We start from the raw sequence: 15,192 nt of genomic DNA on the forward strand, positions 1-15,192 counted from the left end.
CCGGCGGCGCCCTATCTGACCCGCCATGAGCCGGTCGTCCCGAAAGCTCCCGTCCGCGCCGCGCGCCGCCTGCCTCCTGTCGGCCGGCGCCAGCCTCATTTGGATCCCGCAGGCCTTCGTGCTCGCCCGCGCGGTGGCGGACGCCGTGTCCGGCGCGGCCTTCGGCGCCGCGGACCTCCTCGTCCCGGCCGCGCTCTTTCTCGTGCTCGCCCTCGTCCGCACCGGTCTCGACACCCTTTCGGTGCGCCTTGCCGCCACCCATGCGGCCGCGGAGAAGCACCGCATCCGCGCCACTGTTGCCGCCACCGTCGCCGCCTGGTCGCCGGTGGACGCCACGCGCCCGCCCGTCGGCGAGGTGGCGACCCTCGTCGGCGACCAGGTGGAGAGCCTGGAGCCCTTCATCGTCCGCTACGGCCCGGCCCGCTTCCGTGTCTCCGTGGTGCCGATCGTCATCGCCCTCGTGGTCGCCTGGTACGCCTGGGCCGCCGCGCTCGTCCTCGTGCTCGCCTTCCCCTTCATCCCCCTCCTCACCTCGCTGATCGGCATGGAGGCGCGCGACCGCAGCAAGGCGCAACTCGCCGAGGTCGGCACCTTCACCGGCGTCCTCCTCGACAAGCTCGCCGGCCTCTCCACCATCCGCCTCTTCGGCGCCGTCGACCGCACCGCCGAGGCGATCGGGACGGCCGGCGACGGCATCCGCCGGCGCACCATGGGCGTCCTTGCGCTTGCCTTCCTGTCGTCGGCGGTGATCGAGGTCTTCTCCGCCATCGGCGTCGGCCTCGTCGCCATCTTCATCGGCTTCTCCCTCCTCGGCTGGATCGACTTCGGCGTCACCGGCGCCCCGCTCGACCTTGCCTCCGGCCTCTTCGTGCTCCTGCTCGCGCCCGATTTCTTCCAGCCGCTCCGCGACTTCTCCGCCGCCTACCACGACAAGGCGGCCGCCGAGGCGCTGATGGACCGGCACGACGCGCTGATCGCCCCCGCCCGTCCGCGCCTCCTTCGCGCCGATCCGGCGCCCGCCGCCCCGCCTGTGGTCCTCACCCACGCCGCCCCTGCCGCGCCCACCGTCACCGTCCACGGCCTCACGGTCACCGCCCCCGGCGGCGCCGTCATGGTGGCGGACGTCTCGTTCGAGGTTTCGCCCGGCGAGACGGTGGCGCTCTGGGGGCCGAGCGGCGCAGGCAAATCCACCGTGCTGGCGGCCCTCGCCGGCCTCGTCGCCCCCTCGGCCGGCACCATCACGGTCGGCGACGACACCCTCTCGCCGACGACCGCCGACGCCATCCGCCGCCGCGTCGCCTGGATCGGCCAGACCCCGCTCACCCTGTCGGCCAGTCTTGCCCGCAACCTCACGCTCGCCGAACCGGCCGACCGGGGGCCGGCCGACCCGTGCGCCCTTGAACGGGCCATCGCGGATGCCGGCCTCGGCGCCTTCGTGGCCCGGCTGCCGCGGGGCCTCGCCACCCCCATCGGCGAGGCCGGCGCCGGCCTTTCCGGCGGCGAACTCCGCCGCCTCGCCGTCGCCCGCGCCCTCGTCGCCGACCGGCCGCTGGTGCTGGCCGACGAGCCCACCGCCGACCTCGACGCCGACACCGCCGACGCGGTCCGCGCCGGTCTCCTCAAGGCCGCCGCCGGCCGCACGCTCATCGTCGCCACCCACGATCCGCTGCTCGCCCGCCAGATGGACCGTGTGATCCGCCTCGCCGCCCCGTCCGCCCCGCCACCGCCCGCCGATCCGGCCGCCCCCCAGCCGGCCGCCGACCCCGCGCCGCGCGCCGCCGCCGGCCGGCCGGTCGCGACCGAACCCGCGAAGGGCCCCGCATGAGCGCGCTCCTCGCCGTCATCGGCCGCTTTTTCACCTATGCGCCGCTGCGGCTCCTCGCCGGCGTCGTCCTCCTGGTGCTGACGCTCGCCGCCGGCCTCGGCCTCCTTGCCGCCAGCGGCTACCTGATCGCCGGCACGGCGCTCGCCGGGCTCGGCCTCATCGCCTTCGACACCTTCCGGCCGAGCGCCGCCATCCGCTTCTTCGCCCTCGCCCGCACCGGCGCCCGCTACCTGGAGCGGCTCGTCAGCCACGACGCCACCTTCCGGGTCCTTGCCGCGCTCCGGGTGGACGTCTTCCGCGGCATCGCCGCCGCCCCGGCCCGGGTGCAGCGCCGGAGCGCCGACCTCCTCGCCCGCCTCTCCGGCGACCTCGACGCCCTCGACGCGGTGCACCTGCGCTTCGTCGCCCCGGTCGGCGCCGCCTTCACGGCGCTCCTCGCCCTCGGCGTCGTCTACGCCCTCCTGTCTCCAGTCCTCGCCGTCGCCGTGCTGGTGCCCGCGGTCGGCCTCGGCGTGGTGGCGCCGGTCTGGCTCGCCGCCCGCGGCCGGCGGGACGCGCGCCGCCGCCACCACGGCATCGACGCCATCCGCCGCCGCATCGTCGACCTCGACCGGGGCCGCACCGAATGGGCGGTCGCCGGCCGGCTCGGCGAGGCGGCCTCGTCCGTCACCGCCGCCGCCGACAGGGTCGCCGCTGTCGAGGCGCGCCAGCACCGTCGCGACATGGCGGTCCGCGCCGCCGGGCTCCTCGCCGGCCAGGTGGCGATCGTCGGCGCGCTCCTCGTCGGCGCCGACCTTCTCGCCGCCGGCGCCGTCTCCGGCCCGGTGTTCGTGCTGATCGTGCTCGCCGCCTTCACGGTGCTCGAAGCGGTGCAGCCGCTCCGCGCGCTCGCCCTCGACCTCGGCCGCATGATCCTCGCCGCCGGCCGCATCGCGCCGTTGATGCGCGTCGGCGCCGCGGAAGGCCACCGGTCCGCCGAATCACTGGCGCCGTCCATCCACCCGGCCGGCCCCATGGCCATCCGCCTCGACGCCGTCACCGTCCGCGCCGACGACGGCCGGCCGCCGCTCCTCGACGGGGTCTCCCTCGCCATCGTGCCCGGCGAGCGGGTCGCCCTCGTCGGCCCGAGCGGCGCCGGCAAGTCCACCATCCTCGCCGTCATCGCCGGCCTCGTCCCGCCGACGGACGGGCGCGTCGACGTCGGCGGGCGCCCGGTCGTCGGCCCCGGCGGGCCGGACGGCGCGGTCGGCCTCCTCACCCAGCGCATCGACCTCTTCCAGGGCGACGTGGCGGACGTGCTCCGCCTCGGCCGCCCCGACGCCCCGGACGCCGCGCTCGGCGCCGCCGTCACGGCCGCCGGCCTCGACCCGGTGCTTGGCCCGCGCGACGGCCTCGCCTTCACGCTGGGGGAGGGCGGGTCGGGCCTGTCCGGCGGCGAGCGGCGGCGCCTGGCACTCGCCCGCCTCCTCGTCGCCGATCCGTCCGTGGTGCTTCTCGACGAGCCGACCGACGGCCTCGACGCCGTCACCGCCGACGCGGTGCTCGCCGCGCTTTCGAACGCCACCGCCGGCCGCACCCTCGTGGTCGCCACCCACCGGCGCACCGAGGCGGCGCTCGCCGACCGGCTGGTTTCCGTCCGCGACGGCCGCATCGTCGCCGACGCCCGCCGGGGCGAGCCCGCCTTCGACGCCCTCATGCACCGGCTCACCGACCCCGCCGCCGACCTCGCCGCCTGATCCTCAGCCCCCTGAACCGGCGCCCGCCCGCAAACGACGCCGGCCCGGAAACGACGAAAGGCCGGAGCATGCCGCCCCGGCCTTCCTGTCCTGCTCTATCGGACAAAACCCCTCAGGCGTGGTGCGCCACCGCGGCCAGTTCCGCGTCCGAGATGGCGCCCGGGCCGCGGGTCGCACCCGGCGGGCACTTGCCGAGAATGATCATCCCCAGCACCTCGTCCTGGCTCACGTCCGTGGTGCGCGCCGATCCCACCAGCTTGCCGTTCTTCATCACCGACACCCGGTCGGCGAGGTCGAACACGTCGTGGAGGTCGTGGCTGATCAGGAAGATGCCGATGCCGTCGTCCTTCAGCTGCTTGATCAGCTCGCCCACCTGCGCGGTCTCCTGCGGGCCGAGGGCGGCGGTCGGCTCGTCCATGATCAGGATCTTGGCGTTGAAGTGGATCGCGCGGGCGATCGCCACCGACTGCCGCTGGCCGCCCGAGAGCGCCTTCACGGGCTCCTTGAACTTGCGGAAGTTCGGGTTCAGCCGCCCCATCACCTGCCGCGTCGCCGCCTCCATGGCCACGTCGTCGAGGGTGCCCCAGGGGGTCAGGAGCTCGCGGCCGAGGAAGAGGTTGGCGGCGGCGTCCACGTTGTCGGCGAGCGCCAGCGTCTGGTAGATCGTCTCGATCCCGTAGGCCTTGGCGTCGCGCGGGCTGGCGATGTCGGCCTTCTGTCCCCGGACGAAGATCGACCCGGTGTCCGCCTTGTAGGCACCTGAGAGGATCTTGATCAGCGTCGACTTGCCGGCGCCGTTGTGGCCAAGGAGGCCGACGACCTCGCCCGGAAAAAGGTCGACCGTCACGTGGTCGACCGCCTTGATGCCGCCGAACGAGATGGAGATGTCGCGCATCTCCACGAGGGGCGTCCCGGTGTTCTGTGCCATGGGTTCTGTCCTCCCCGTTCTCAACGGATGCGCTTGCGGTACATGGTGTCGAGCCACACCGCGATGACGAGCACGATGCCGACCACGATGTTCTGCAGCGGCGTGTCCATACCGAGCAGCACCATGCCGGACTGCAGGCTCTGCATCACCAGGGCGCCCAGCATGGCGCCCGCGATGGTGCCGGCGCCGCCGGCGAGCGAGGTGCCGCCGATCACCGCCGCCGCGATGGTGTAGAGCTCGTCGAGCGAACCCTGCGCGTTGGTCGCCGAGGTGAGGCGGGCCGTGGAGATGGCCGCGCCGAGGGCGGCGAGCGCCCCCATCAGGGCGAAGATCATCATGGTCACCCGCCGGGTGTTGATGCCGGCGAGCTCCGCCGCCTCCGGATTGCCGCCGATGGCGAACACGTAGCGGCCGAACCGGGTACGGGTGGCCACGAAGGTCATCAGGATGCCGATGCCGATGGCGATCAGCACCGGGACCGCGTAGCCGAACGGGATGGCGAGCGCCGAGCCGTCCGCCGGCAGCGGGATGCCGTTCGCCTCCGCGTAGCGGCGGGCGAGCACCGGCGGCAGCACATAGCTGTTCACCACCAGCGTGGCCGCGACCACCGCCGCGATGCCGACGCCGACCGTGGTGAACTCGGCCCACAGCGGCTTCAGCGGGAAGCGGAAGCGGGTGCGCTGGCGCCGCGCGTTCCAGGTCACGAAGGCGATCAGTGCGCAGGCGACCGCGCAGATGATCCAGCTCCACGAGGCGCCGACCGCGCCTTCCGCGCCGCCGCCGATGAGCTTGAAGTTGTTGTCCGTCAGCGGGATCGTCTTGCCGGACGCCACCCACCAGGCCGCGCCGCGCCAGACCAGCAGGCCGCCGAGGGTGACGATGAAGGCCGGCACGCCCATGTAGGCGATCACATAGCCCTGCACGCCGCCGATCATGGCGCCCGCGATCAGGCCGATGCCGAGGGTCAGCATCCACACGAGCGGGTTGTCGAAGCCGAAGGTCGGCGTCAGGTAGTCGGCCTGCACCACCGCCATGATCATGCCGGTGACGCCGAGCACCGAGCCGACCGACAGGTCGATGTTGCGGGTGACGATGACGAGCACCATGCCGGTCGCCATCACGGCGATCGAGGCGGTCTGCACCGACAGGTTCCACAGGTTGCGTGGCGTCAGGAAGGTGCCGCCCGACAGGATGTGGAACCCGATCCAGATCACCGCGAGGGCACAGAGCATGCCCATGAAACGGACATCCACCTCCATGGCGGACAGAAATGACGTCGCCTTGGCCTGCGGCGGAGACCCGCTCGGCGCCCCGACACGGGCGGTTGCTTGATCGCTCATGGGCTGCTCCCAGTATCGTCGGCCTCGAACGGCCGTTTCTCGTCAGGTCCGCCCTCCTTCGCGTCGCGACCACGATGCGCAAAGACGGCCCGTCGCATCATGCGACAGGTCGGAGGTTGCCGGAAGCGGCTCGACGAGGGGTTGGGTGGACGGTCGCCCATCGGGCGGACCAACACCGCGATCGATCCGGTTCGATCAACGGCGTCGGATCTCCGGCAAACCGAAGATCGGGGTCTCCGGCGAACCGGGGTCTAGGCTCCGGCACGCCGGAGGTCCCCGTTGGACGGGGAAGGAACGGCGGGGCGCGCCAGGCGCCCCGCCGAACGGTCGTCAGTTGCAGGCGGCGACCGAACCGGCCGCGACGCCCTGGCCGAACGGTCGTCAGTTGCAGGCGGCGACCGAACCGGCCGCGACGCCCTGGCAGACCACGTCCTTGGAAACCCAGCCGGCGTCGATGACGACGTTGAGGTTGTCCTTGGTGATGGCCATCGGGGTCAGGAAGGTGGAGGTCATCTCGGCGCCCTTCGGGCCGCCGGAGAACTTCATCGCGCCCGGGACGGCGTCCATGGCCGTGCCCTTGGCGAGTTCCAGGGCGATCTCGGCGGCCTTCTTGCCGAGTTCGCGGCTGTCCTTCCAGACCGACACGGTCTGGGTGCCGAGCGCCACGCGGTTCAGCGCCGCGAAGTCGGCGTCCTGGCCGGACACCGGCACGGAGCCGGCGAGGCCCTGGGCCGCCAGCGCCGCGATGGCGCCGCCCGCGGTGCCGTCGTTGGAGGCGACCACCGCGTCCACGTCGTTGTTGGTGGCGGTCAGGAACTGCTCCATGTTCTTCTGGGCGTTCGCCGGAAGCCAGCCGTCGGTATAGGCCTCGCCGACGTTCTTGACCTTGCCGCTGTCGATCGCTTCCTTGAGGACTTCGATCTGGCCGGAGAACAGGAAGTCGGCGTTCGGGTCCGAAGCCGAGCCCTTGATGAAGACGTAGTTGCCTTCCGGCGCCGCCTTCAGGACCTCACGGGCCTGGATGCGGCCCACTTCCTTGTTGTCGAAGGTGATGTAGTAGGCCGAGGGCACCTCGATCAGGCGGTCGTAGCCGACCACCGGAATGCCTTCGTTCTGGGCCTTTTCCACGGCCGGAACGATGGCGTCGCTGTCCTGGGCGAGGATGATGAGCGCCGTGGCGCCCTGGCTGATCAGGCTTTCCACGTCGGTCAGCTGCTTGGCGGGCGACGACTGGGCGTCGGCCGAGATGTACTCGGCGCCGGCCGCCTCGAGGGCCGACTTGATGGCCGCTTCGTCGGTCTTCCAGCGTTCTTCCTGGAAGTTCGACCAGCTGACGCCGACCTTGATCTTGTCCTGGGCCTGAGCCGAAGAAACGAGCGCCGTGGCCGACACGAACGTGACGGCGAGCGCGGTAAGGATCCGCGACATGCTATTGCTCCTCCCGAGGGATCCGGCCATCGATGGACAGGGATCCCGATGTTGAAGTCTTCTCTCCCGTGCGGCCGCCTCCCCGGCACCGCACTGCAAACTTCGAATGGTGCAAAGCCGTATAATTCGAAGCTCGAAAAAAGTGTGGACCACAAGCGGGTCCGGTGTCAACATGGTTTTGTTCGACGCCCGCAACGCGCGGATCTCGGGCTCCCGCCGCGACCCGGCGGACGGGCTCGCGATACCGTAACGGTCGAGGAAACCGGTGACGGGCGTCGTGGGAGGAGATGAGACATGCACACATACCGTCGGCGCGGACGCGCGCCGGAGGCCCACCCTGTTGGTCGCCCTGCCGCCGCCTCGGCGCGGCCGACGCGGGCCGCCGCCGGGCGGATCCTGAGGCCGGTGCCATCGGTCCCGTGCGGGAGGCTCGGCGCCCCATGAGCGAGCCCGCCTCCCATCGTCCGCGCGGCATCCCGGTCAAGGCCGACAGCGACCTCGTCCGCCGCCAGAACCGCTCGCTCGTCCTCTCCGCCCTCCGCCGGCGCACGCCGCTCGCGCGCGTCGACCTCGGCCTCCTCACCAACCTCTCGCCCGCCACCATCACGGCCATCACCGCCGACCTCATCGGCGAAGGCCTCGTGGAGACCGTCACCGTCGATCCCGCCGACCCGGCCGAGATCGTCGACGCCGAGACGCCCGTTCGCCGCGGCCGCCCGCGCATCCTTCTCCAGCTCGACCAGCGCGCCGCCCTGGTGCTCGGCATCAAGATCGCCATTAACCAGGTCACCCTGGTGCTCGCCGACTTTACCGGCGTCATCGTCGCCCGCGCCGACCTCACGCCCCGCACCCTCGACGAGACCCGCGAGAGCTTCCCCACCACGTTGGTCGGCCTCGTGCGCGGCTTCCTCGACACCCACCAGGTGCCGCTCTCCCGCATCGCCGAGGTGTCCATCGCCGCCCAGGGCTTCGTCGACGTAGTGTCCGGCTCGGTCATGTGGTCGCCCGCCTTCCGGGAGAGCGACGTGCGCCTCGTGGCGCCGCTGGAGGCCGCCTTCGACGTGCCGTGCGTCATCTCCAACGACGCCAACATGATCGCTGAGGCCCTGCACGCCCAGGACCCGGAGACCTACGGCGACACCTTCGCGGTGATCTTCGTCGACTACGGCGTCGGCATGGGCCTCTTCGTCGGCGGCCGGCTGCACGCGGGGGCCAGCGGGTCCGCCGCCGAGTTCGGCCACATGAACCACATCCCCCACGGCCCCCTCTGCCGCTGCGGCCGGCAGGGCTGCCTGGAGGCCTTCGTCGCCGACTACGCCATCTACCGGGAGGCCAAGGGCATGCCGCCCGACACCGACCCGCGCGACGCCAGCCCCAGCCGCGACGAACTGCTCGCCCTCGAGATCGCCGCCGCCAACGGCGACCCGGCCCTCAGCGCCATCTACGGGAAGGCCGGTGAGGCGCTCGGCTACGGCGTCGCGCGGCTGATGGCGCTGGTCAATCCCAGCCGCATCGTCTTCACCGGCCGCTCCACCCGCGCCTTCCCGCTGATCGAGCCGGCCATGCAGCGCGCGATCGAGGACGCCCTGGTGGAGGATCTCCGCCGCTTCACCGTGTTCGAGACCTTGCCGGAGGAGAAGGACATGATCATCACCGGCCTCGTCGCCGACGCGCTCGCCCGGCTCGACCGGGACGTGTTCGCCAGTCCCGCCAACGCCCGCCGCTTCCGCCAGGAGGGCTGACCCCCATGCGCCGCCTCGTCCTCGCCGCCGCCGTTCTCCTCGCCGCCCCGGCGTTCGCCGCCGAGCCCGTGCCCGAGCCCGCCCCCGAACCCGCCCCGTGGGACGAGCGCGTGCTCGGCGCGCCCCTCTCGCTCGATGCCGTCGCCGCCGGCGGCACGGCGGCCATCGACGCGCTCATCGCCCGCGGCGAGGCCCTGTTCCGGGCGAAGTTCACCGTCCTCGACGGCGCCGGCCGGCCGATGGCCACCCAGGCGATCGTCCCCACCCGCCGCAAGCGCCCGCTGGAGCAGCCGTTCAGCCGCACCCACGGGCCGGACGCCAACGCCTGTTCGGGCTGCCACAACGACCCGGTGGTCGGCGCCGCCGGCGAGTTCGTCGCCAACGTGTTCGTCTCGGAGGGCTTCGAGAGCGCCGACTTCGACAGCCTCGACCCGCAGTTCTCCAACGAGCGCAACTCCAACATCCTGCAGGGCTCCGGCCTCGTCGAACTCCTCGCCCGCGAGATGACCCGCGACCTGCACGAGATCCGCGCCATCGCGCTTCGCAAAGCCCGCGAGGCCGGCACGGAGGCGCGCCTGCCGCTCCAGTCCAAGGGCGTCTCCTTCGGCACGATCACCGCCTTCCCGGACGGCATGGTGGACACCACCGGCTTCGACGGGGTGGACACCGACCTCGTGATCCGCCCGTTCAGCCAGAAGGGCGTGTTCACGTCTCTCCGCCAATTCACCATCAACGCCCTCAACGTCCACCACGGCATGCAGGCGACGGAGCGCTTCGGCGCCCGCTGGACCGGCACCGCCGATTTCGACGAGGACGGCGTTGCCGACGAGGTGTCGCCCGGCGACATCTCCGCCATGGTGGCCTGGCAGGCGACCCTCGCCGTCCCCACCCGCCGCACCGACCTCTCGCCCGTGTGGGCTAAGGCCGCCGCCCGTGGCGAACAGGTGTTCGCCGATGTCGGCTGCGCCGAGTGCCACCGGCCGGCGCTGCCGCTCGACAGCCTCGTCTTCACCGATCCCGGCCCGTTCGACGCCGCCGGCACCTTGAAGCAGGCCGACGTGGACGCCCCCATCGCCATCGATTTCGCGCGCCTCGCCTTCGTCGAGACCCTGCCGCGCGACGACAAGGGCCGGGTGCTGGTGCCGCTCTTCGGCGACCTGAAGCGCCACGTAATCGCCGACCAGCGCAACGAGCGGCTCGGCAACGAGCTGATGGAACAGCGCTTCGTGCCGCGCGACGCCTTCATCACCGCCGAGCTCTGGGGCATCGCCTCCTCGGCGCCCTATGGCCACCGGGGCGACATCACCACGCTCGACGAGGTGATCCGCGCCCACGCCGGGGCCGCGACCGAAACCACCACGGCCTACAAGGCCCTTCCCGAGGCCGACCGGCAGGCGGTGATCGCCTTCCTGAAGACCCTCGTCATCGAGGAGGCGCTCGACTGATGCCCCGCTCCCCCATCGCCCTCCTCGCCGCGCTCGCCCTCGCGCTCCCCGCCCATGCCGCCGACGAGGCGCCGCGCCGCCCCACCGGCGACATCCCGCTCTTCACCGAGGAGGCCGCCGCCGCCGGCGTGTCCCAGGTCTACGACGGCCCGTGGGAGTTCTTCGTCGGCGGCGGCGTGGCGAGCTTCGACTGCGACGGCGACCGCAAGCCCGACATGGCCATCGCCGGCGGCCGCAACCCGTTGAAGCTCTACGCCAACCGCTCCAAGGTCGGCGGCCCGCTCCGCTTCGAGGAGCGGCCCCACGGCCTCGACGAGAAGGACGCCGCCAACGTGCTCGGCGCCTATCCGCTGGAGATCGACGGCGACGGCCTGACCGACCTCGTGCTCCTGAAGCTCGGCCGCAACCTCCTCCTGAAAGGTCTTCCCGGCTGCCGCTTCGAGGTCGCCAACAAGGCCTGGGGCTATGACGGCGGCCGGGCCTGGACCACCGCCTTCGCGGCCACCTTCGAGCGCGGCGCCCGCTTCCCGACGCTCGCCTTCGGCAACTACGTGGACCGCGCCCAGCCGGGCTCCCCCTGGGGCACCTGCGCCGACAACGACCTCTTCCGCCCCGGCGCCGGCGACACGCCGCGCTACAGTGAGCGCACCCCGCTCACGCCGGGCTATTGCGCGCTCTCCATGCTCTTCACCGACTGGAACCGGTCCGGCGAGCCGGCGCTCCGCGTCACCAACGACCGGCAATACTACCGCGGCGGCGAGGAGCAGCTCTGGAAGGTGCCGCCCGGCGGCGCCGTCACGGCCTATGGCCGCAAGGACGGCTGGCAGCGGCTCACCATCTGGGGCATGGGCATCGCCCAGTTCGACCTCAACGTGGACGGCGCGCCCGAATACGCCCTGTCGTCCATGGGCGACACCAAGCTGCAGACCCTCGACGAGGACGCCGACGAGGAGAGCCCGGTCTACCGCGACATCGCCTTCGAGCGCGGCGCCACCGCCCACCGGCCCTACACGGGCCAGGACCTGCGCCCCTCCACCGGCTGGCACACCGCCTTCGCCGACGTGAACAACGACGCCGCCATCGACCTCTTCATCGCCAAGGGCAACGTGGAGGCGATGCCCGATTTCGCCCAGTTCGACCCGTCCAACCTGCTCCTCGGCCGGTTCGACGGCAGCTTCGCCGAGGCGGGCGCGGAGGCCGGCATCGCCACCGGCACCAAGGGCCGCGGCGCCGCCCTCGTCGACTTCAACCTCGACGGCATGCTGGACCTCGTTCAGGTGAACCGCGGCCAGCCCGCCACCGTCTTCCGCAACCTCGGCGCCCCCCGCGCCCCGTTTGGCCCCCAGCCCGCCGCCGAGACCGCCACCGGCGACACGCCCGCGCCCCTCACCGTCGCCGCCGCGCCGGAGCCGGCCGCCCCTGGCGCGCCCGCATCCGAGACACCCGCGTCCATCCCCGTTGCGGTCGCCCCGCAACCGTCCAAGACCCCCGGAACTGGAAATCCCAACACCGACCTTCCCCGCACCGGCCCCATGGGCAACTTCCTCGGCATCCAGCTCGTCCAGAAGGACGCCAACCGCTGGGCCGTCGGCGCCCGCATCGCCGTGAAGACCGGCACCCGCACCATGCCCCGCGACGTCCTCATCGGCGGCGGCCACGCCTCCGGCCACCTCGGCTGGACCCACGTCGGCCTCGGCACCGCCGAACGCGCCGAAATCCGCGTCCAATGGCCCGACGGCGAATGGAGCCACGGGTACCGGGTGTTCGCGAACCAGTATGTGGTGATCGAGAGGGGGAAGCCGGATGCAAGGTATTGGTATGCGGTGGAGTAGGGGGGGCTTGAAACTCCGATTGCGTAGCCAAAGTCCCATTTACTGATTACTTTGCCTCCTCCACGAGCGCACTGCGTCGTCAGTACCGTTGACCGGTGCCGCCTCGCGCCACCGATCCCAAAAATCCACAGTTGCGCTGCTGGGCTTAAATCTTGGCTCGCTAACCACCACACGAGTTGGCAGAAGACTTGCGTCACCAACAACCAGTGCTTCACCAATGTCCAATACTGGCAGAAGATCGCCAAAACCACCAAGACTATCCGGCAAAAGTCGCTTGATTACCGACTGATCATCCCCGTTTGTAAGTCGCATTGCGATGACATTGTTGCACTGACTGAGTACAGTTCTGTTTACTTCGGAAGGTCTTTGGCTGATGACAACTAGTCCGATGCCGTACTTTCTCCCTTCCTTTGCTATTCGCTCGAAGATATCGACTGAAATCTCGTCTGCCGCATCGGATAAGGTTCGTTCCGGGATGTACAAATGCGCTTCATCGCAGAACAGAGCGATGGGATGACGCGCTTCAACGGGTGTCCACTGGCTAACCGTGAAGACTAACCGCGCAATCAAACTGACCATCAGCGGCAAAATGTCGGAGGGAACTTCCGAAAAGTTGATGATCTTTATTCCACCTTTTCCGTCCTGCTGCGATCCTCGTCCTCCTGTCAGAAAGTGCGTGACCTGAGCGAGCCAGTCCATCTCCATACACGCCGGAGGGGGTTGGAATATGAACCCGAGGCGCCGGTCATTGCGCTTGGCTTCAAAACGAGCAATCAAGCGGCTCAACTTGTCGAAATAGGGGCCCTGTTTGTCCCTATTATTGGCGCCTGGAACCATTTCTTCGTTTAATTTTGTCAGATTTAAATGAACATTATCAATATCGAACGGGACTGGGCTGTCTATAGTAAAATTTGCCAGTATATCGGAATGTAGCGTCGGATCTAGCTTTGCACGCTTAGCTTCCGTTACGCACCGTGTCATTAGCATCGCTTGGTTCGGTGCATTGAGATCTGTTCGATCCACAAACAGAGCTATTAACGCTTCATATCCCAATAACCAGAACGGAAGATGCAGTACACCATCTTCAAAGCCACAGGCTTGCCCAATTTCGCTCGGTCCAGCGATCCGTAGGTGCCTAAAATCCTCACTATTCAGCGTTTTATACTCGCCATGAATATCAAACAAGATAGCATTCGCCTGTGGCAGTTCGGCGATCTGATCAAGAAGACGGGCTGTTGTGAAAGATTTTCCGCTGCCCGTGCTACCAACGACGACGGCATGACGCTGAAATAATCGGTTCCCATTCAAAAGAGCTTTCGCGTCTTCGTCTAAGGCGTACCGACCAAGATTTAACTGCGGACCGTCATCAGAAACCTGCGAAATGATCTGCATAAAAGCTGTCAATCGCTGGCCTTCAAGTGAGAAGCAGTCAGCGTCGATTTCCGGAACCGTTTCGAGAGTGCGTTTGAAGACATTCTCCCGTAAGCCGTCTTTGTCACAAAGTGTGCCTATAAGCGCGACCCGAACCAAGTTATTCTCTGGCAGCGCCGCTTCCGGATCGTCGTCATCACTTTCGTCTCCAGCTTGAGCATCAGCTTTCCGGGTGATGCGGGAAACGATTCCAATAAGGTGTTGCCCAGCCTTAGAACTTCGGATGGCAGTGAGCCGATTGACCTGAATTCTTTTTAATAGTTCTAGTTCATCTACTCTAACCGTTACAGTCGCCGTATCAACAGAGATTATCTTCCCAAGGCTCTCGCTGCTTTTGAAGTCTAAGATGCTCATCTTTGCTCCCTAAAAGCCAACTAGTTGATTTAAGGCTGACAGTTCCCAGTACTTTCCGCCAGTCACAACTGCACCTTCGGGGTTATCACGGTTATAAACCATAGTTCCGCTCTCGTGATGTTCAAGAGCAAGGTAGTGTCGGCCAGCCGAGGCGTGAAGAAATTCTTTTGCCTCCGGGGTTAGTGTCCGCGCAGCTACTAGAATTGGTGTGTCATAGACACTGCATCGCATCATCATTTTCGGATGAATATGCCTGTCTCTAAACCCATATCCAATGCAGACGAATGCAGATGCCGCGTCAAGAACGCGGTCTGCGCCCTGTATCACGCTACGAAAGGGCTCGTCATGGGTCCGTTGATACTTGCTCACCCCGGGAGTAACGATCAGTGGAAGCAACCCGTCCGGCAGATCGCTCGTCATGGGAAGCGATATCACACTGCCTCTTGGATCTGCGAACCAGTCTAGTGATCCATGGACCTTCCAGACTGTGACAGTTTGTGCAGGGCTATTTCCGAGCTTGATGTTCAGTTTACTACCACCGTTTGCTTGTCGGATGTAGCCCGGCAGAAAACCTGTCACATGTATATAACCGCCCGAATCGGATGCGTATTCTGCCACTCGATCATAATTGGTTGTGACAACGTGAATATTGCGGTTAGTACTTCGAAATAGACCAGTGTACAGCGATTGGAGGGGAAATCTCGCTTCGTTCCGGATTGCCGCCTTCAGTAAAGAATAGTCGTCTTGAGCGATAAAGTCCCAAGTCTGCCTGACGACCTTCTGAACGAGAGACTGAGGCAGTGTTTTATTTTCAAGCGCTGCTTCTAAGTGATCACCCGCTGCAAGTGCCGTTCTGACCAGCGTCCAGGCGTCGCTTTCGACGCCATCATCGGCGACAACATTGTCACGAAGCCAGTTAGCTAAATCACCCATACCCCGGATTCCATGAGGAATCGAAGCCCCACTGCCTAGGACAATCACAGGGTTTCTTTGCATGCAGGCCTGACATTGCCTTGCAAGAACCTCTAGTTCCATCTCTTTGGGCGCTTATTAGTTTGCTCGAGGTTGAGCTATAGGACACCGCAGCGTTGCACAACTTGGCGTAGTACGCAACTGGATTGGTGCATTATC

Annotated in this window: 10 protein-coding genes; 5 read left to right on the plus strand and 5 right to left on the minus strand. The window is 68.1% G+C overall.

Translation table 11 applies throughout. The features are described from left to right. Positions 1 to 25: 25 nt before the first annotated feature. Together cydD and cydC are read left to right on the plus strand one after the other, a co-directional pair. Positions 26 to 1,825: a thiol reductant ABC exporter subunit CydD gene (cydD, locus tag BUQ68_RS05995; protein WP_075215018.1), complete on the plus strand. Its 1,800-nt coding sequence runs from the start codon at positions 26 to 28 to the stop codon at positions 1,823 to 1,825. Then, on the plus strand, positions 1,822 to 3,561 hold the full coding sequence (cydC, locus tag BUQ68_RS06000) for a thiol reductant ABC exporter subunit CydC (protein WP_075215019.1): 1,740 nt from the start codon (positions 1,822 to 1,824) through the stop codon (positions 3,559 to 3,561). The genes cydD and cydC overlap by 4 nt, the downstream gene beginning before the upstream one ends. A 112-nt stretch (positions 3,562 to 3,673) precedes the next feature. On the opposite strand, the gene BUQ68_RS06005 is transcribed toward cydC, so the two are convergent. The 3 genes from BUQ68_RS06005 to xylF all read right to left on the minus strand — a co-directional run bounded on the left by BUQ68_RS06005 (position 3,674) and on the right by xylF (position 7,257). Next, positions 3,674 to 4,489, minus strand: coding sequence for an ATP-binding cassette domain-containing protein (locus BUQ68_RS06005; RefSeq protein ID WP_075215020.1), 816 nt, complete (start codon positions 4,487 to 4,489; stop codon positions 3,674 to 3,676). Between the two features lie 20 nt (positions 4,490 to 4,509). Beyond that, positions 4,510 to 5,829 carry a sugar ABC transporter permease gene (locus tag BUQ68_RS06010; protein ID WP_075215021.1) on the minus strand — a complete coding sequence of 440 codons (1,320 nt, stop codon included), beginning with the start codon at positions 5,827 to 5,829 and terminating at the stop codon, positions 4,510 to 4,512. A gap of 381 nt (positions 5,830 to 6,210) precedes the next feature. Next, positions 6,211 to 7,257, minus strand: coding sequence for a D-xylose ABC transporter substrate-binding protein (xylF, locus tag BUQ68_RS06015; RefSeq protein WP_075215022.1), 1,047 nt, complete (start codon positions 7,255 to 7,257; stop codon positions 6,211 to 6,213). Between the two features lie 440 nt (positions 7,258 to 7,697). Between xylF and BUQ68_RS06020 the strand changes: the two genes are divergently transcribed. From BUQ68_RS06020 to BUQ68_RS06030, 3 genes are read left to right on the plus strand one after another with little or no spacing between them, the layout of a single operon-like run. After that, positions 7,698 to 8,999 carry an ROK family protein gene (locus BUQ68_RS06020; RefSeq protein WP_075215023.1) on the plus strand — a complete coding sequence of 434 codons (1,302 nt, stop codon included), beginning with the start codon at positions 7,698 to 7,700 and terminating at the stop codon, positions 8,997 to 8,999. Positions 9,000 to 9,004: 5 nt separating this feature from the next. Further along, the gene (locus tag BUQ68_RS06025) at positions 9,005 to 10,444 is read left to right on the plus strand and encodes a cytochrome c family protein (protein ID WP_075215024.1); all 1,440 of its coding nucleotides are present in this window, start codon (positions 9,005 to 9,007) and stop codon (positions 10,442 to 10,444) included. Beyond that, positions 10,444 to 12,276, plus strand: coding sequence for a CRTAC1 family protein (locus BUQ68_RS06030; RefSeq protein ID WP_075215025.1), 1,833 nt, complete (start codon positions 10,444 to 10,446; stop codon positions 12,274 to 12,276). The genes BUQ68_RS06025 and BUQ68_RS06030 overlap by 1 nt, the downstream gene beginning before the upstream one ends. A 39-nt stretch (positions 12,277 to 12,315) precedes the next feature. On the opposite strand, the gene BUQ68_RS06035 is transcribed toward BUQ68_RS06030, so the two are convergent. Together BUQ68_RS06035 and BUQ68_RS06040 are read right to left on the minus strand one after the other, a co-directional pair. Next, positions 12,316 to 14,061: an ATP-binding protein gene (locus tag BUQ68_RS06035; protein ID WP_075215026.1), complete on the minus strand. Its 1,746-nt coding sequence runs from the start codon at positions 14,059 to 14,061 to the stop codon at positions 12,316 to 12,318. A gap of 9 nt (positions 14,062 to 14,070) precedes the next feature. After that, on the minus strand, positions 14,071 to 14,994 hold the full coding sequence (locus BUQ68_RS06040; RefSeq protein ID WP_175577746.1) for an SIR2 family protein: 924 nt from the start codon (positions 14,992 to 14,994) through the stop codon (positions 14,071 to 14,073). Between the last annotated feature and the right edge of the window lie 198 nt (positions 14,995 to 15,192).

The organism is Mongoliimonas terrestris (assembly GCF_001927285.1).
GTDB classification, from domain to species: Bacteria; Pseudomonadota; Alphaproteobacteria; order Rhizobiales; family Pleomorphomonadaceae; genus Chthonobacter; species Chthonobacter terrestris.